Origin of the sequence: Limnochorda pilosa, assembly GCF_001544015.1 — a bacterium.
Lineage (GTDB): Bacteria > Bacillota > Limnochordia > Limnochordales > Limnochordaceae > Limnochorda > Limnochorda pilosa.
The window spans coordinates 2,959,683-2,977,799 of the sequence record NZ_AP014924.1 but is presented as its reverse complement, the minus strand read 5'-3'; the positions used below and the strand labels follow the sequence as shown (position 1 = coordinate 2,977,799).

The 18,117-nt window shown below is 72.2% G+C and carries 13 protein-coding genes; 9 read left to right on the top strand and 4 right to left on the bottom strand.

The window, feature by feature from the left end:
* Positions 1-8 precede the first annotated feature (8 nt).
* The 3 genes from LIP_RS13210 to LIP_RS13200 form a co-directional block, all read right to left on the bottom strand.
* Positions 9-3,080, bottom strand: coding sequence for a TolB family protein (locus LIP_RS13210; protein WP_068139307.1), 3,072 nt, complete (start codon positions 3,078-3,080; stop codon positions 9-11).
* 286 nt (positions 3,081-3,366) lie between these two features.
* Positions 3,367-4,713: a GntP family permease gene (locus LIP_RS13205; RefSeq protein WP_068139303.1), complete on the bottom strand. Its 1,347-nt coding sequence runs from the start codon at positions 4,711-4,713 to the stop codon at positions 3,367-3,369.
* A gap of 25 nt (positions 4,714-4,738) precedes the next feature.
* On the bottom strand, positions 4,739-5,914 hold the full coding sequence (locus LIP_RS13200; RefSeq protein ID WP_068139300.1) for a glycerate kinase: 1,176 nt from the start codon (positions 5,912-5,914) through the stop codon (positions 4,739-4,741).
* A gap of 217 nt (positions 5,915-6,131) precedes the next feature.
* Between LIP_RS13200 and LIP_RS13195 the strand changes: the two genes are divergently transcribed.
* From LIP_RS13195 to LIP_RS20225, 3 genes are all read left to right on the top strand, one after another.
* A complete protein-coding gene (locus LIP_RS13195) occupies positions 6,132-7,229 on the top strand; it encodes an HD-GYP domain-containing protein (protein WP_144440495.1) in 1,098 nt (365 codons plus the stop codon).
* Positions 7,230-7,290: 61 nt separating this feature from the next.
* A complete protein-coding gene (locus LIP_RS13190; protein WP_198409548.1) occupies positions 7,291-9,441 on the top strand; it encodes an ATP-dependent helicase in 2,151 nt (716 codons plus the stop codon).
* A complete protein-coding gene (locus LIP_RS20225) occupies positions 9,393-9,512 on the top strand; it encodes a hypothetical protein (RefSeq protein WP_331456637.1) in 120 nt (39 codons plus the stop codon). Before LIP_RS13190 ends, LIP_RS20225 begins: the two co-directional genes overlap by 49 nt.
* 28 nt (positions 9,513-9,540) lie before the next feature.
* Here LIP_RS20225 and LIP_RS13185 read toward each other — a convergent pair whose 3' ends face one another.
* The gene (locus LIP_RS13185) at positions 9,541-10,707 is read right to left on the bottom strand and encodes a D-alanyl-D-alanine carboxypeptidase family protein (RefSeq protein ID WP_068139294.1); all 1,167 of its coding nucleotides are present in this window, start codon (positions 10,705-10,707) and stop codon (positions 9,541-9,543) included.
* Positions 10,708-10,835: 128 nt separating this feature from the next.
* Between LIP_RS13185 and ligA the strand changes: the two genes are divergently transcribed.
* From ligA to LIP_RS13155, 6 genes are read left to right on the top strand one after another with little or no spacing between them, the layout of a single operon-like run.
* Positions 10,836-12,902: an NAD-dependent DNA ligase LigA gene (gene ligA / locus LIP_RS13180; protein ID WP_068139292.1), complete on the top strand. Its 2,067-nt coding sequence runs from the start codon at positions 10,836-10,838 to the stop codon at positions 12,900-12,902.
* A complete protein-coding gene (gene gatC / locus LIP_RS13175) occupies positions 12,899-13,225 on the top strand; it encodes an Asp-tRNA(Asn)/Glu-tRNA(Gln) amidotransferase subunit GatC (RefSeq protein ID WP_198409547.1) in 327 nt (108 codons plus the stop codon). The genes ligA and gatC overlap by 4 nt, the downstream gene beginning before the upstream one ends.
* Before the next feature lie 2 nt (positions 13,226-13,227).
* Positions 13,228-14,742, top strand: a complete 1,515-nt coding sequence (gene gatA / locus LIP_RS13170) for an Asp-tRNA(Asn)/Glu-tRNA(Gln) amidotransferase subunit GatA (protein WP_068139290.1) — start codon at positions 13,228-13,230, stop codon at positions 14,740-14,742.
* A complete protein-coding gene (gatB, locus tag LIP_RS13165; RefSeq protein ID WP_068139286.1) occupies positions 14,735-16,225 on the top strand; it encodes an Asp-tRNA(Asn)/Glu-tRNA(Gln) amidotransferase subunit GatB in 1,491 nt (496 codons plus the stop codon). The genes gatA and gatB overlap by 8 nt, the downstream gene beginning before the upstream one ends.
* Complete coding sequence (locus LIP_RS13160; protein ID WP_068139283.1) at positions 16,222-17,274, top strand: DMT family transporter; 1,053 nt, start codon at positions 16,222-16,224, stop codon at positions 17,272-17,274. Before gatB ends, LIP_RS13160 begins: the two co-directional genes overlap by 4 nt.
* On the top strand, positions 17,271-18,107 hold the full coding sequence (locus tag LIP_RS13155) for a prolipoprotein diacylglyceryl transferase (RefSeq protein WP_068139279.1): 837 nt from the start codon (positions 17,271-17,273) through the stop codon (positions 18,105-18,107). Before LIP_RS13160 ends, LIP_RS13155 begins: the two co-directional genes overlap by 4 nt.
* Positions 18,108-18,117: the final 10 nt, after the last annotated feature.

Genomic DNA, 18,117 nt, shown 5'->3' with positions numbered 1-18,117 from the left:
ACCGCCGGTCAGCGGCCCTGGGGGCTGGCCCCCAGGATCGACGGCCCGCCCGGCCGCGTCCCCTGGAGGAGCCTCCCGGCTGCTCCCAGCAGGTCCGACACGTCGAGCCGCAGGTAGACGGAGGTCGAGGCGTCCGGGGTGTTCACCGGCACCGCCACGCCCACCGAGAGGGTCAGGGGGATCGCGTACTGCACGTACGCGGTGAGGCTGGTCTCGGCCCCGATCCCGTATCGGGCCTGCGGAGCCCCGTCGAGCGACGCCCACGCCGCGCCGCCCTCCAGGTAGAGCCGCCCGCCCACGTCGTCGAAGAAGAGCTGCGAGGTGCCCATCCCCCGGGTGATGCGCAGGAGCTGGCCGTTGAGCCCCACGGTGAACCGGGCCGCGTGGCGCCCCTCGAGCGCGGGCCCGGCGGCGTTCAGGGTCCAGGCGCCGTCCGTCCCCCGGAGCCAGTCCGAGGAGGCGCCCACCGTGAAGCCGTCGCTGAGGGTCGAGGTGCCCAGGGCCAGGTCCGCGTCCACGCTCTGGCGGCCCAGGTTCCAGCGGAGCGCGGCCTTTTCCCGCAGGGTGGCGAGAACCCCCTGCCGGTTCCAGCCTGCCCCTGTGCGCAAACCCGTCATCGTGAGACCGCTCTCCAGGTCGAAGGACCGGGCGTCCACCGGCCAGGTCCGCAGGCGGTTCACCCCCACGGTCAGCGCCTGCCCCGGCTCCATCGGGCCTGGCGCGCCGCCGCTCGAGACCGGCTGCTCCTCCCAGATCTCGGCCCGGGCCGAAAACGAGGTGGCGGCCACGATGCCGGGCCAGGAGTAGCCGGCGTCGAGGTACAGGTCGCGCCGCACGGTGCCCTGGGTGCCGTCGGGGTCCAGCAGCGTCTGCTGGCCGCCCCCGATGCCCCAGAACGCCTGCCGGCTTCCCCAGAGGGGTCCCGCGTAGTCCGCCAGGAAGGTGGGACGGCCGCTGGTGATGCCGTAGCCGGCCATCAGCGTGTAGGCGTGCTCCTGGTAGGCGTCGTAGCCGAAGGTGAGGGCGCCCGGCTGGGGCCCCGCTTCGTCCATGCCCATCAGCGGCAGCCAGAACCGGGGCCGGAGCGAGCTCCAGGGGCTGTAGGGCCGGACCTCCCCCTGGACGGACTCCGCCCCAGCAGCCGAAGCGGCGCGGGAGGCCGGGCGGGCGGAGGCGTCTCCGGTGGGGTCTGAGGACAGGGCCGCCGGGCTCAGGGACACCGCGACCCGGGGCGCCGCCGGATCGACCGGCTGCCATCGGGACGGATCATAAGGGAGGCGGCTCAACCGGTATCCGCGCGAGGTGTATTCCATGGCTACCAGCGAGGGGCCCACGTCGTCCCGGACCAAGGTGGGGTCGAAAAGGCCCGTGAGGGTTCGGGCGACCTGGAAGGTCCGCCCCGAAGCGGGCTCGTAGGCGTAGAGCGCGTACACGCCGGAGCGGTCCGAGTCGAAGAGGATGAAGCGGCCGTCGGGGGTGAACTGGGCGTTCTCGTGAACCACCCCGGCCCCGCCGCGGGCGCGGCTTCCCACCACCAGGGGCTCGAGTTGCCCCGAGGCCGGGTCGAGCCGCAGCAGGTCCGAACCGCCGCCGGTCTCGTGGCTGGTCACCAGGATCCAGCTCCCGTCGGGGGCCCAGCCCGAGGCCAGGAGCTGGCGCTCTCCCTCAGCTGGAGCGACTTCCCGCAGGGCGGGGCTGTCGGGGCCCGCGGGCGGGGAGGCTACCAGGTCCAGTTCCAGCAGGCGGGTGGCCAGCGCGTCGCGGCTGGTGAAGACCAGCCGGCGACCGTCGGGGGAAGGGGCGGGGCCGAAGGCCCTCAGGCCCCGGGTGAGGCGCTGCTCCCGGCCCGTGGAGAGGTCGTAGGCATAGAGGTCCGTGAGGGTGCGCCCGTCCTCCACATCCACCCGGGCATAGTAGAGGGTCTTTCCGTCCGGGGACCAGGCGACCGGGCCCAGCGGGACCCCGGCCAGGAGCTGCCGATCCCGGGGCGCGCCGGGCCGGAGCTCCAGCAGGCGGAGGGCCGGGGCGACGGGGCCGTTGACGGTCACGTACGCGACCCGGCGCCCGTCGGGGGAGGCCACCGGCGACTCGGGGACGTACCCGCGACCGCCCAGGGGCTGCGCCGGGGTGGTTCCCTCGGCCTGCAGCTCCAGGATCTGGGCGCGGTAGGTCCGGGTGAGGCGGGCCTCCCAGTCCTGGTAGAAGCGCTCGGGGGTAGTGCCCAGGACCTCCTTGAAGGTCGCATCCAGGGAGCGGGTGCGGGCGAAGACGCGGTTGAAGCGTTCCAGGACGTCGTCCCCGTACCGATCTGCCATGGACTCCCAGAGCGCGTAGCCGTAGAGGTAGACGTTCGCGCCGGGCTTCCACCGCTCCAGCGGGTAGTGGCCCAGGATCTGGTCCAGGCGGAGCACGTCGTCGTCCAGTACCATCGCGCGCAGGAACATGGCGTAGTAGGGGTCCCGGCCCCGGCCGCCGAGGTCGGCGATGGTCTCCTGGTAGGTGGCGAAGCCCTCTATGAAGGCGTAGCTCTCGTCCAGCATCGGGGTGGTGAGGAGAGGAACCCGGCCGAAGAGGGTGGCCAGCGCCTTCCCCACCCCCTCGTTCATGTCCAGGTGAAGCGCGTGGGCGTACTCGTGCAGGATCACGAAGCGCATCCACTGGTGGAGCCGGGGGCTGATGCCCGACCCGTAAGGGCTGAAGAAGGTGGGGTAGACGGGGAAGACGACGACCTTGGGGTAGAGCATGGGGTCCGTGTAGCCGTTGGCCATGTCGGTGGCGTCGAGGAGGATGAGGTGCGTCTTCTCCGAAGGGACGTGGCCCACCCGGGGGGCCAGCTCCCGGTGGACCTGCTCGGCCACGGCGGCCGCCTCCCGGGCCAGGGCCTCGTAGCCTTCGTCGAAGTGGACGTAGAAGTGATCCGTCTCGAGGGTGAAGCGGGCCGCGGCGGCCGCCGGTTGCGAGAGGGCCGGCGCGGCGAGCAGGAACGCCAGCAGTGCAAGGAAGACGGGGGCAGGACGAGGTGCCCGGCGACGGGGCAGTCGGGCCGGGCGCGGACGTGCCTCCCGTGGCGACATCAGCATGAAACGCCCTCCTTGGGTGCGAACGCCGAGATCTCTCCCAGCACGAGACCGATCCCTTGCTACAGGGTGGTTACCGGTCGGTGGCAGCCTTTCCTGCGCCTGCGCGCGGTTCCTGCCGGGAAAGGATGGGGGAAAGGACCTCCGTTGGGGGGCAGAGGGGGGCACAGACGGCCGCGGGGGCTCATGGCCCGAAAGGATGCGCCGGCGGCAGGCCCGAGGCCCGCCGCCGGCCGGTACGAAAGCCGGTCGCTGCCGGGGAGGCTCACCCTCCCCGCGGGTCGCCCGCTCAGACCAGGAAGAGGCTGAGGACCCAGACAGAGAGGATCCCGGCCACTCCCGCGACGCCGCTGGAGATGGTCTGGAGCTGGTACGCCTGGGCCACGTTCATCCCCGAGAACTGGGAGACGACCCAGAAGTAGGAGTCGTTGGCGTGGGAGACGGTCATGGAGCCCGCCCCGATGGCCAGCACCACCAACGCCGGGCCGAAGCCGCCGGCCAGCCCCATCGCGGGCAAGAGCGGCGAGACGATGGCCGCGGTGGTGATGATGGCCACGGTGGAGGAGCCCTGGGCCGTCTTGAGCGCCGCGGCGATCAGGAAGGGCAGGAAGATGCCCAGGCTGAAGGTCGCGAGGCTCGATCCCAGATAGTCGGCGATGGGCGTGGTCTGCAGCACCTTGCCCAGCGCGCCGCCCGCGCCCGTGATGAGCACGATGTTCCCTGCGTTCTTCAGGCCCTCGCCCGCCCAGTCGCGGATCACCTTCTCATCGAACCGCCCCGAGGCCCAGAAGGCCAGGAAGACGCCCAGGAGCAGCGCCGAGATGGGGTGGCCGATGAAGCTGAAGAAGCCGGCCAGGTTTCCCGTGCCCAGGGGGTGGGTGGGATAGTCCGCCACCGACTTGAGGGCGATGAGGATCACCGGCACCGCGATGGGGGCGAAGGAGGCCAGCACCGACGGCCGGTGCTGCGGCTCGGCGGTCGCGGCCGCCTCGGCCAGAGGCGCCTCCACAGGATCGATCTGAACCCGCCGGCCCATGAAGGTGGCGAACCAGTAGGTGACCGCCACCACCGGGATGGTGACCACCAGCCCCAGGAGGATCACCGTGCCCAGGTCCGCGTTCAGGGTGCCCGCCGCCGCGATGGGGCCGGGCGTCGGCGGCACGAAGACGTGGGTCGCGTAGAGTCCCATGCTGAGCGCCACCGCGTAGAGGGCCATCGACTTCTTGGCCCGGGCCGCCAGCGAGCGGTTCAGGGGCGAGAGGATGACGAACCCCGAGTCGCAGAAGACGGGGATCGAGACGATCGCCCCGGTCACCGCCATGGCCAGGGCCGAGCGGGCCTCGCCCAGCACCTTCAGCACCGACTCGGCCATCACCCGCGCCCCGCCGTTCCGCTCCAGCACGAAGCCGATGATGGTGCCGGCGGCGATGACGATGCCGATGGCCCCCATCGTCCCGCCGAAGCCCGCGGTGATGGCGCCGATCACGTCGGCCGCGGGCATCCCCGCCACCAGCCCGACGCCGTAGGCGGCCAGCAGGAGAACCAGGAACGCATGAAGCCGGAGGCTGGCCGTGCCCCAGATGATGAACGCGATCGCCGCCGCGAGGATCACGAGCAGCCACGCGCCTTGTACCATCGTCCTCTTCCCTCCTCGTCGATCTTCAGGGCCCCGCGCGCTGCGCGTGGCCGATGCCGATCAGGCGGGCAACCCGTTCGCCCGCCCGTTCCAGGCGTTTCCGGGTCTTCTCCGGGTCCATCGCCTCCTCCAAGCTACAAGGTTCCTCCAAAGTGGGCACCACCGCCTCGATGCCGGAGGCCCGCAGGGCCTCCAGCATCTCGACGGGCAGGGGCTCCACCCCGCCGCCCAGGGCGACCACCGGCACCCCGTGCTTCCGGGCCCGGCGGGCCACCCCCAGGGGGACCTTGCCGTGCAGGGTCTGGCGATCCAGCCGTCCTTCGGCCGTGAGGACCAGGGACGCCCCCACCAGGAGCCGGTCGGCCTGGAGCGTGTCCAGGGCGAGCTCGATGCCGGGTTGGAGCCTCGCACCGGCAAAGGCCATCATGCCGAAGCCCAGGCCTCCCGCCGCGCCGGCTCCGGGCTCGTCCCGCAGCCGGCGCCCCAGGGCGCCCTCCACCACATCGGCGAAGTGGCCCAGCGCGGCGTCCAGCTCCCGCACGATGGCAGGGGTAGCCCCCTTCTGGGGCCCATAGATCGCGGAGGCGCCCCGTTCGCCGGTGAGGGGGTTGTCCACGTCGCAGGCGACCACCACCTCCACCTGAGCCAGACCAGGCTCGAGACCCGCGAGGTCCACCCGGGCCAGGCGGGCCAGGGCCGCACCGCCCGGCGGCAGCTCCGCGCCCCGGTCGTCCAGTAAGCGGACCCCGAGGGCGGCCGCCATGCCGGCGCCGCCGTCGTTGGTGGCGCTGCCCCCGATGCCCACCAGGAGGCGCCGGGCCCCCTGGGCCAGCGCGTCCCGGATCAGCTCGCCCGTTCCCCGGGTGGTGGTGATCCGGGGATCCCTCCGGTCGGGGGGGACCAGGGGCAGCCCCGAGGCCGCGGCCATCTCGATGACCGCCGCCCGCTGGTTCCCCTGCCCGATGAGGCCGTAGCGGGCCTCCACGGGCTCGCCCAGCGGCCCCGTCACCCGGCGGGTGAGGAAAGACCCGCCCGACGCGTGCACGAGGGTGTCCACCCAGCCCTCACCCCCGTCGGCCACCGGCAGGGAGACCACCTCCGCACCGGGCCACGCCCGGGCGATGCCTCGGGCCAGGGCGGCGGCCACATCGGCCGCGTCCAGGCTCCCCTTGAAGGAATCGGGTGCAATCACGACGCGCACAAGCCCACCCCCGTGTCCCTGGGTGCATGGTCCTGTGCATACCTTCGCAATCGCAGCGATGGAACCTGCTGGAAGGATCGGGAGGGGCCGGGGGGCGCAGGGCGAACTGGAAAGCGGTACATGTTTCCTGAAGCCGGACCACGCACCCCTGGGTCCTTCGAGGGGGCGGTGGCTGGCACGGGGTCGCCGGGGTTGGGGGACGAATGGGGGGAGAGCCATGAGGCTCCTTTTGCTGAAGGACGTCCGGCCCGGCATGGTGCTGGGGCGCCCGGTGTACGCCGAGGGCCGCACCCTGGTGGCTCCTGGAGTGGTCCTGACGCCCCACGTCCTGGACCGCCTGGCTCAGTTCGGCATCCAGACCCTTTATGTTCGCGATCCTGGGGACGCCGCCCTCACCGCCTCGGCCGCCGCGGAGGCCGCCGAGGTGGTCTCGGAGCGGGTGCGCCGCGAGGCATACCATTCGGTGAAGCAGTACATGGAGCGGATGCGGAAGGGTTTGGCCGCGACCCTGGCGGACACGAAGCGGGTCACCCAGGCGGTGGTCTCGGTGCTGGAAGAGGTGCTGGCCAACCGAAACGTGGTGCTGGAGCTGGCCGACATCCGGGCGATGCAGGACTACGTCTTCAACCACTCGGTGGGCGTGGGCGTGACCGCGAGCCTCCTGGGGATCCACCAGGGGCTGGAGCGGAAGGACCTGCTGCCCCTGGCCGTGGGCGCCCTCCTCCACGACGTGGGGAAGGTGAAGATCGCCGACGCGGTCTGGAACAAGCCAGGGAAGCTCACCGACGAGGAGTACCGGCTGATGCAGCAGCACACGGTCCACGGCTTCGAGATCCTGCGCAAGAACCCCGGGTTCGACCTGCGGTCGGCCCACGTGGCCTACCAGCACCACGAGCGCTGGAACGGCAGCGGCTACCCCCGGGGGCTGGCCGGCGAGAAGATCCACCTCTTCGCCCGGATCGTGGCCGTGGTGGACGTCTTCGACGCCATGACCACCGATCGGGCCTACCGCCCGGCCAGGCCCGTGTACCAGGTCTTGGCCCTCATGGAAGCGGAGTCGGGCAAGACCTTCGACCCCGACGTGATCCGTACCTTCCTGGCCCGGGTCGCCCCCTACCCCGTGGGCACCCTGGTGCGCTTGAACACGGGCGAGAGGGCCCTCGTGGTGCAACTGAACGAGGGCGTCCCCGCCCGGCCCGTGGTCCGGCTGGTGGGCCACGACCTGGAGATCGACCTGCGGGTCAACCTGGCCCAGCGGATCGTGGGTCCGGCCGAGGACGTCCCCGATCGGGAAGGCCCCGGGGCGCCCGCGTGACATCCCCCGGCGGCCCATCTATAATGAAAGCCGTGCCAACGCTTGGCAGGGGGCTTGAAGGGTGACCGACTGGCTCAAGGAGTTGAACCCGCGCCAGCGGGAGGCGGTGGAGCACGGGGATGGGCCGCTCTTGGTCGTGGCCGGGGCGGGATCCGGCAAGACCCGGGTGCTCACCTACCGCATCGCCTACCTCATCGAGGTCCGGGGCGTGCCCGCCCACGCCATCCTGGCCGTGACCTTCACCAACAAGGCGGCCAACGAGATGCGCCAGCGCATCGAGCGGCTCATCGGCGCCCGTGCGGAGCAGGCGTGGATCGGCACCTTCCACGCCACCTGCGTGCGTATGCTCCGCCAGTCGGGCCGGGCCATCGGCCTCCGCCCCGATTTCGGCATCTTCGACGGTTCGGACCAGCTCGTGCTGGTGCGCCGGGTCATGAAGGAGCTGAACATCGACTCCAAGCGCTACGAGCCGCGCTCGATCCTGGGCGCCATCAGCGCCGCCAAGAACGAGACGACGGCGCCCGAGGCATACGCGGAGCGGGCGTCGGACCCCTGGGAGAGGCAGGTGGCGAAGGTCTACCGTCTCTACCAGCAGGGGCTGGAGGAGGCGAACGCGCTCGACTTCGACGACCTCCTCCTCCAGGCGAACCGGATGCTGGAGGAGTCCCCCGAGGTGCTCCGCCGCTACCAGGAGCGCTTCCGCCACGTCCTGGTGGACGAGTACCAGGACACCAACCACGCGCAGTACCTGCTGGTGAACCGGCTGGCCGCCGCGCACCGGAACCTGTGCGTGGTGGGCGACGCGGACCAGTCCATCTACGGCTGGCGGGGCGCCGACGTCCGCAACATCCTGGAGTTCGAGCGGGACTACCCCGACGCCCGGGTGGTCCTGATGGAGCAGAACTACCGCTCCACGGCCCGCATCCTCGAATCGGCCAACCACGTCATCGCCAACAACCTGGACAGGCCCCAGAAGCGGCTCTGGACCGAGCACCCCGAGGGCGACCCCGTGTACGTCTACCAGGCCGTGGACGAGCGCCACGAGGCCGCCTTCGTCGCGGACGCGATCGAGCTCGGGCACCGGCGGGGGCGCGGGTACGGGGAGTTCACCCTGCTCTACCGCACCCACGCCCAGTCGCGCGCCTTCGAGGAGGAGTTCGTGCGGCGGGGGCTCCCGTACCGGATCGTGGCGGGCCTGCGCTTCTACGACCGGAAGGAGATCAAGGACCTGCTGGGCTACCTGCGGGTGCTGGCCAACCCCCGGGACCGGGTGAGCCTGGAGCGGATCGTGAACGTGCCCCGGCGGGGCATCGGCGAGGGGACCCTGGGCCGGGTGGAGGCCTTCGCCCGTACCCAGGTGAACGAGCTGGGCCAGTCCATGAGCCTCTACGAGGCCATGGGGCAGGCGGGGCGGGTGGAGGGCCTGTCGGTGCAGTACCGCCGCCGCCTGGCCGAGTTCCACGCGCTCCTGGAGGGGCTCCGGGCCGAGGCGGGCCGGCTCACCGTCACGGACCTGGTGGGCCGGGTGCTGCAGGAGTCGGGGTACCTGGAGGCGCTCCAGGCCGAGTTCGGGCCCGACGCGGAGAGCCGCATCCAGAACCTGCAGGAGTTCCTCACGGTGACCCAGCAGTTCGACGACCAGGAAGGCGGCCAGCCGGGGAAGCTTTCGGAGTTCCTGGAGCAGGTGGCGCTGGTCTCGGACGTGGACGCCTACGATAGCCGGAGCGGGAGCGTCACCCTCATGACCCTCCACGCGGCCAAGGGCCTGGAGTTCCCCGTGGTCTTCCTGGTGGGCCTGGAGGAAGGGGTCTTCCCCCACAGCCGGGCCGTGTGGGAGCCGGGGGAGATCGAGGAGGAGCGGCGCCTGGCCTACGTGGGCATGACGCGGGCGCAGCAGGTGCTGGTGCTCACATGCGCCAGGCAGCGCACGCTCTACGGGTCCACGGGCTTCAACCCCATGAGCCGCTTCATTGAAGAGATCCCCGAGCATCTCCGCCAGGACGTGACCACCCAGGGGGCCCGGGGGCTGCTGCCCGGCGGCGGGCGGGGGAGGCGCCGGGGGGGCGCGAGGTGGCTGCGGCTCTGTCCGGAGGGCACCCTCCCGCAGGCGAGACTGAGGAGGCCTTCCGGCCGGGCCAGCGGGTGCGCCACCGCCACTTCGGCGTGGGCACCGTGGTGCGAGTGGAGCCTGCGGGGCGCGACGAGAAGGTGACGGTCGCCTTCCCCGACCAGGGCGTGCGGACCTTCGTCCGGTCCCTGGCCCCGCTGGAGCCGGCGGGTTAAGGAGCTCGGGGGGGCGGCGCCCGCCCGGTCACCGGCCCAGCAGGAGGTGCCACCACGAGGGTTGACCCACGCTGGCGGCCGCCTCCAGGGGGAGGGTTCGCACGACCTCGTCGCCCAGGAGGAGATCCACCTGCCCCAGAGGCTCGAAGCGGCGGACGGGCAGCCGCACGGGCGCGAGCCGCACCCGGAGTTGGACGTCGTCCACCTGGTCCTTCCGCACCAGGAGCTGCACGGGTTGGGGTGAGGCCAGGGGGATGGCCTCCTCGGTACCGGGGGCGGCGGCTTCCACCAGGGGGGCGTGGGCGCTGGCCAGCTCGAGCCGCCGGAAGGTGTCGAAGCCCCATTCGAGGAGCCGGACCGACTCGGACCAGCGATCGGGGCTGCCCAGGACCACGCTCACCAGCTCCAGGCCCTCCCGGTTGACGGCGGTCACAAGGCAGTTCCCGGCGTTGCCGGTGGTGCCGGTCTTGACGCCCACGGTTCCCTCGTAGCTCCAGAGGAGGCGGTTGGTGTTGCTCCAGGTGCCCCAGGCGCTTGGGTGCTCCCGGGTCTGGACGATGCGGGCGAAGACGGGGTACCGCATGGCCGTACGGGTGATCAGGGCCAGGTCGTAGGCGGTGGTGTAGTGGCCGGCCGCGTCGAGCCCGTGGGGGTTCTGGAAGAGGCTGTTGCGGGCGCCCAGCTCCCGGACCCGCTGATTCATCAGCCGGGCGAAGGACGGCACCGAGCCGGCGACGTGCTCGGCCACGGCCACGGCCGCGTCGTTGCCCGAGGGGAGCATCATGGCATGGAGCAGTTCCAGGAGGGGAAGCTCCTGGCCGGCCCGCAGGTAGGCGCTCGATCCCCGGGTGCCGGCCGCTTCCGGGCTTACCCGCACCTGCTCGTCGAGCCCGCCCCTCTCCACCGCCAAGAGCGCCGTGACGATCTTGGTGGTGCTGGCGGGAGCCCTTTGCTGGTGCTCGTTGCGAGCATAGAGGATGGTGCCGGTGGAACCCTCCAGGAGAATGGCCGCGCGGGCACGCAGCGCCGGCCCTTCCTCCCGGGCGCCAGGCCAGTAGGTCACCTCCGGCGGCGGGGCGGCGGGCACCCAGGCGGGCCGGATGCGGGTGGCGACCTGCCGAGCGCCGGCCGCGAGGACCGCGGCCGCCAGGATCACGAGGGCGAGCCGCTGGAGCTGGCGCCGGCTGATGACCACATATCGTGCCCCCCGTCGCAGGCCAACCACGGACAGGGATATGAGCCAGGCGCCGGAGCCAGAACCGGCGGCAGCGCAGGAAGGCCGGGTCAGGGATGGAATGAGGTCACCTGCGGAGGTGAGGTGCCGTGGCCACCGAGCCCACGGAGCAGGCCAGCCGGGAGCGGGAGCGGCTCGAGGAGCTTCGTCGCCTGATCGATCACCACAACTACCGCTACCACGTCCTGGACGACCCCGAGGTGAGCGACGCCGAATACGACCTGCTCGTGCAGGAGCTCCGGGAGCTGGAGGCCCGCCACCCCGAGTGGGTCACCCCCGACTCGCCCACCCAGCGGGTGGGAGCGCCCCCCGCCCAGGGGTTCGTCCCCGTGGCGCACCGGATCCCCCTGCTCTCCCTGGACAACGCGTACCGCTCCGAGGAGCTGGCCGCCTGGGAGGCACGCCTCGAGCGGGCTCTGGGCCGCCGGCCGTCGGGATACGTGGCCGAGCTGAAGATCGACGGGCTCGCGGTGGCGCTCACCTACCAGGAAGGCCTCCTGGTGCGGGGGGCCACCCGGGGCGACGGCCGGACGGGGGAGGACGTGACCACCAACCTCCGCACCATCCGGGCCATCCCCCTCCGCCTCCGTCGCCCCGTGAGCCTGGAGGTCCGCGGGGAGGTCTACATGGTGCGCTCGGCCTTCGAGGCGCTCAACGCCCACCGGGAGCGGGCGGGTGAGCCGCTCTTCGCCAACCCCCGCAACGCCGCAGCGGGCTCGGTGCGCCAGCTCGACCCCTCGATCACGGCGGGGCGGCCGCTCAGCATCTTCCTTTACACCTTGAGCGCCGTCGAGGGCCGGGAGCAGCCCGAGACCCACTGGGAGAGCCTGGCCCTGATGCGGGAGCTGGGGCTCAGGACCAACCCGCACGTGCGGCGGTGCGCCTCGCTGGACGAGGTGCTCTCTTACGTCGCGTACTGGGGCGAGCACCGTCACGAGGTGGATTACGAGACCGACGGGATCGTGGTGAAGGTCGACCGCCTGGACGAGCAGGAGCGGCTCGGCGCCACTTCCCACGCGCCCCGCTGGGCCATCGCCTACAAGTTCCCGGCGGAGCAGGCGGTCACCCGGGTCCAGGACATCCAGGTGAACGTGGGGCGCACGGGCGCGGTGACGCCCTTCGCCATCCTGGACCCGGTGCGGGTGGGCGGCTCCACCGTCTCCCGGGCGACCCTGCACAACGAGGACTACATCCGGGAGAAGGACGTGCGCATCGGGGACACGGTGGTCATCCAGAAGGCGGGCGACGTCATCCCCGAGCTGGTACGGGTCCTTCCCGAGAGACGGACGGGCGGCGAGCGGGCGTTCCACATGCCCGAGCGTTGCCCGGTCTGCGGGGCCCAGGTCTACCGGCCGCCGGGCGAGGCCATTGCCCGCTGCATGGGAGCCGCCTGCCCCGCCCAGCTCGTGGAAGGGCTCCTCCACTTCGGCTCCCGGGACGCGATGGACATCGACGGGCTGGGGCCGGCCGTGATCGGCCAGCTCGTGGAGCGGGGTTGGGTGCGCGACGCCGCAGACCTCTACGGGCTGAGCGCGGCGCAGCTGGAGGACCTGGAGCGCATGGGGAAGAAGTCTGCCGCCAACCTGGTGGCTGCGGTGGAGCGGAGCAGGGGCCGGGGCCTGGAGCGCCTCCTCTTCGCGCTGGGGATCCGGTTGGTGGGCCAGCGGGCCGCCCAGGACCTGGCCCGGCACTTCCGCACCCTGGACCGCCTGCGGGCCGCCTCCCGGGAGGAGCTCATGGCCGTCGACGAGGTGGGGGAGAAGATGGCCGACTCCATCCTTCGCTGGTTCGGCGAGGAGCAGAACCGGCGGCTGGTGGAGCGCCTGGCGGCGGCGGGGGTCTCCCTGGAGGCGGCCTCGGCCGCCCCGGCCGAAGAAGCCGGGGCAGGCCGCCCCTGGGAAGGCCTGAAGTTTGTGCTCACCGGGACCCTGGAGGGTTGGACCCGTCCCGAGGCCACCCGGGTCATCGAGGGGCTGGGCGGCGAGGTGGTGGGCTCCGTCAGCCGCAAGACGGACTACGTGGTGGCCGGGGCGGATCCGGGCTCCAAGCTGGAAAAGGCGCGGGAGTTGGGCCGCCCCGTGCTGGACGAGGCGGCCTTCCGGGCCCTCCTGGAGGAAGCCCGGCGCGAGGCTTCGAGCGGGGAGGGAGTGCCGTGAGCGAGAGCGCCCAGAGGGCGGCCCGGGTGACCCGGGAGGACGTGGAGCACGTGGCGATGCTGGCGCGGCTGGGGCTGAGCGAGGCGGAGAAGGAGCGCTTCCAGCGGGAAATGAACCAGATCCTCGACGCCTTCGGCGCGCTCCAGCAGGTGGAGACCGCGCCCGGAGGACACCCGGTGGAACCCACCGCCCACGTGGTCCCGCTCCAGAACGTCCTCCGTTCCGACGAGGTGCGGCCTTCCCTTCCCCGGGAAGAGGTCCTCGCCAATGCGCCCGACACCGAGGGGGAGTTCTTCAAGGTACCCCGCATCCTGGAGGAGTAGCCGTGCACGACCTCTACCGCACCGCTCACGAGATCGCCGGAGCCCTGGCCCGCCGGGAGCTCTCCGCCCGGGAGGTCACCGGGGCCTTCCTGGCCCGTCTGGAGGCGCTGGAGCCGATGCTGCACGCCTTCCTGACCCGCACCCCCGAGGCGGCGCTGGCCGAGGCCGAGGAGGTGGACCGTCGCCGGGCCCGGGGCCAGGAGCTCCACCCGCTGGCGGGCATTCCCATCGCCCTGAAGGACAACCTGTGCACTCGGGGGGTTCCCACCACCGCGGGTTCCCGTATCTTGGAGGGCTTCCGCCCGCCCTACCACGCCACGGTGGTGGAGCGGATCGCCGGGGCGGGCCTGCCCGTCGCGGGCAAGACCAACCTGGACGAGTTCGCGATGGGCTCCTCCACGGAGAACTCGGCCTTCGGGCCCACCCGCAACCCGTGGGACCTGGAGCGGGTTCCCGGCGGCTCCAGCGGAGGCTCGGCGGCGGCGGTGGCCGCGGGCCAGGTGCCCTGGGCCCTGGGGAGCGATACGGGCGGCTCCATCCGCCAGCCCGCCGCGTACTGCGGCGTGGTGGGGCTCAAGCCTACCTACGGGCGGGTCTCCCGCTTCGGGCTCATCGCCTTCGCCTCCTCCCTGGACCAGATCGGGCCCATCACCCGGGACGTGACGGACGCGGCCCTGCTCCTGGAGCTGCTCGCGGGCAAGGACCCCCTGGACGCCACCTCGGTGGGCGAGCCCGTCCCAGAGTACGCCCGTGAGCTCAGGCCGGAGGCCCGCGGGCTCCGGATCGGGCTGCCGGTCCAGTACTTCGGCGAGGGGATCGCGCGGGACGTGCGGGAGCGGGTGCGCCGGGCGGCCGAGCGCCTGGCATCCGAGGGGGCCCGGGTGAAGGAGGTCTCGCTGCCCTCGGTGGAGCACGCGCTGGCCTGCTACTACGTCATCGCCCCGGCCGAGGCCAGCTCCAACCTGGCCCGGTACGACGGCGTCCGCTACGGCTACCGTGCACGTCCCGGCGGCCGCCCGCCCCGGGACGTGACCGAGATGTTCCTGCGCACCCGGGGCGAGGGCTTCGGGGCAGAGGTGAAGCGGCGGATCATGCTGGGCACCTACGCCCTCTCCGCCGGCTACTACGATGCCTACTACCTGAAGGCCCAGAAGGTGCGCACCCTCATCCGTCAGGCGTTCGATCGGGCCTTCCAGGAGGTGGACGTGCTGGTGACGCCCACCACCCCCACCCCCGCCTTCCGGCTGGGCGAGAAGACGGACGATCCCGTGGAGATGTACCTGAACGACATCTGCACCGTCACCATCAACCTGGCCGGGCTTCCGGCCATCTCCCTCCCCTGCGGGCGCGACGGGCAAGGCCTGCCCGTGGGGCTGCAGGTGATCGGCCGCCCCTTCGACGAGACCGGCCTGCTGCAGGCCGCCTACGCCTTCGAGCAGGCGGCCGGCTGCCGGGCGGAAGAGCCGCCGGAGCCGGTCGCTCTTGAGCGTCCGAGGGAGGTGACGCCCCGTGGCTGAACAGGCGGCACCGGCGCAGGCCCTACCGGACCCCGGCCACGACGAGTTCGAGGTGGTCATCGGCCTGGAGGTCCACGCGGAGCTCTCCACCCGCTCCAAGCTCTTCTGCGGCTGCTCCACCGCGTTCGGGGCCCCCCCCAACACCCAGGTCTGCCCCGTCTGCCTGGGGCTGCCGGGGGTGCTGCCCGTCCTCAACGAGAGGGCCGTGGAGCTGGCGGTGAAGGCGGGCCTGGCCCTCCACTGCCAGATCGCTCCCTTCAGCAAGTTCGACCGGAAGAACTACTTCTATCCGGACCTTCCCAAGGCATACCAGATCTCCCAGTACGACCTCCCCCTCTGCCGGGACGGCTACGTGGAGATCGCCGCCCCCGAGGGGGTCCGGCGGATCGGGATCGTCCGGGTGCACCTGGAGGAGGAAGCGGGCAAGTCCGTCCATTCGGGGGAGAGCATCGTCGGCTCCGAGTACTCCAACATCGACTACAATCGGGTGGGCATCCCGCTCATTGAGATCGTCTCGCAGCCGGACCTGCGGAGCCCCGAGGAGGCCCGGGCCTACCTGGAGCAACTCCGCACCACCCTGCGCTACATCGGCGTCTCTGACGTGCGCATGGAAGAAGGATCGCTACGCTGCGACGCCAACATCTCGCTCCGCCCCAGGGGATCGGACGAGCTCGGCACCAAGACGGAAGTGAAAAACATGAACTCCTTCCGGGCCGTCGCCCGGGCCCTGGCCTTCGAGGCCCGCCGGCAGGCGGAGCTGCTCCGCCGGGGCGAGCGGGTGGTGCAGGAGACCCGGGCGTGGAGCGAGGCGCGACAGGAGACGGTCTCCATGCGCTCCAAGGAGGAGGCGGACGACTACCGCTACTTCCCCGAGCCGGACCTGGCGCCCCTGGTGCTGGATCCGGGCCAGGTGGAGCGCTGGCGCGCCGAGCTCCCCGAGCTGCCCGACGCCCGGCGGGCCCGATTCGTGCGGGAGTACGGGCTGCCGCCGTACGACGCGGGGGTCCTCACCGGCTCCCGGATCGTCGCGGACTTCTTCGAGGCCGTCGCCGCCCGGGTGGGCGACGCCAAGCTGGCCAGCAACTGGGTGATGGGCGAGGTGCTGCGCCACGCACCCACCGAGGGGGGCGAGGTGGAGGCGATCCCGGTCTCCGTCCAGGGGCTGGCGGAGCTGCTGGAGCTGGTGAAGCGGGGGACCGTCTCCCAGCCGGCGGCCAAGGAGGTCCTGGAGGAGATGGTCCACAGCGGGCGCCCGGCCGGGGAGATCGTGAGGGAGCGGGGCCTGGAGCAGATCAGCGATCGGGGCGCCCTGGAGGCCGTCGTCGACCGGGTGATCCACGAGAACCCCAAGCCCGCAGCGGACGTGCGCGCCGGGGAGGGCAAGGCCATAGGCTTCCTGATGGGGCAGGTCATGAAGCAGACCCAGGGCAAGGCCAACCCGCAGCAGGTGCGGGCGCTGCTGGAGGAGAGGCTCCGGCCGTGAGCCGCCCCCTGCGCCTGCTGGCGCCGCGCTCGCCCGCCCTCACCGCCGACCTCCTGCTGCTGGGGGTGACGGTGATCTGGGGAGGCACCTTCCCCGTCATCAAGACGCTGGTGGGCGAGGTTCCACCCCACACCCTGCTCGCCCTCCGGTTCGGCGCTGCGTCCCTGCTGCTCCTGCTGCCCGCCCTCTGGGTCCGGCCCGGCGCGCTCCGCTCCGACCCCTCGTGCCTGCTGCGGGACGGGGTGCTGCTGGGCGTGAGCCTCTGGGCGGCCTACTTCCTGCAGACCGCGGGGCTGCGCTTCACCACCGCCTCCAAGGCTGCCTTCCTCACCGCGCTCTCGGTGGTCTTCGTGCCCATTCTGGGGACCCTGGTCTTCAAGCGTCGCCCATCCTTCCCCCAGTGGGCGGGGGTGGGAGCGGCCACGGCCGGCCTAGCCCTCCTGAGCCTGCCCGACGGGGGCGGCCTCGCGCCCCGGTACGGGGACGTGCTGGTGCTCCTCTGCGCCGTGGCCTACGCGGTCCAGATCCTGCTGGTGGACCGGCTGGGGCCCCGCCACGACCCGCTGCTGCTGACGGGGGTGGAGCTGGCCACGGTGGCGATCCTGAGCCTGGGGTTCGCGGTGGGGACGGAGGGCCTGCCCCTGGTGCACCGCAGCGGCCTCTGGTGGGGCCTCGCGTACCTGGCGGTGCCGGCCACGGCCGTGGCCCTCTGGATCCAGGTCCGTTACCAGCACCGCACGGACCCCACCCGGGTGGGCGTCATCCTGAGCATGGAACCGGTCTTTGCCGCCCTCTTCGCGATGGCCTTCCTGGCCGAACGGATGGCGGGGCAGGCCCTCTGGGGGGCGGGGCTGGTCCTGGTGGGGGTGCTGGTGAACGAGGTGGGCGGCCGGAGATCCGAAGGGTCCGGGGCCCGGTCGCCCTTGGGACGCGGGGTGGACGGGCCGTTCGGGCGGGGGGAAGCACCCCAGGACGCCCCCGACCCCGCCCGGGCCGACCCGGGGGCTCCGTCGCATCCACCGAAGCGCGGGAGGTGCGGGGGCCTTTGAGCGAGATCCTGGTGCGGCTGGGGCCCGTTCCCTTCTTCAGCTTCGGGCTCACGCTGGCGGCCGGCTTCCTGCTGGGGGCCGCGGTGGCCATCCGGGAGGGCAGGCGGCGGGGCATCCCTCCGGAGCGGACGGGGGACTTCCTGGTCCTCTCCCTGGTGGTGGGCCTCCTCGGGGCACGGCTCGTCTTCGTCCTCCTCAACCGCCAGTACTACCGCACCTTCCCGTGGGAGGTGCTCCTGCTCCAGGACGGGGGGCTCACCTTCTACGGGGGCCTGCCGGCCGTAATCGCCCTGGCGTGGACCTGGCAGAGGGGGTCCGGCCTCTTCTACCGGCTCCTCGATGCGCTGGCGCCGGCGGCGGCCCTGGCCGGGGCGGTGGCCCTGGTGGGATCCGACCTCTTCGGGCGGGCCACGGGCCTTCCCTGGGGCGTGACGATTCCGGGGGGGGCGCCGGTGCATCCCCTGCAGGCCTACTGGCTCGCCGGCCTCTACGCGCTCTTCGTCCTCCTCTGGCGCCGCCGGCGGTCCGACCGGTTCGACGGGGAGCAGTTCCTCTACTGGCTCCTGGGCGACGGCGCCCTCCGTTTCGGGCTGGGCTTCCTGCGGGAGGGTTCCCGCTTCTGGGGGCTGGGGTACGACCAATGGGCGGCGCTCCTGGTTCTGGGCATCGGCTGGCTCTGGCTGCGGGCCCGGTCCTCGGCCTTCGACTTGCAGGAAGAGCCCGGCGTTCGGTACGCTAAGGGCGCGGGCCAGGAGATCCTGGAGGCCGCGTGGTGGAGCCTCGGCCTGGTGGTGCTGGTGGCGGGCTTCTACCTGCGCATGGGCGGCTCCTGAATGGGGGATG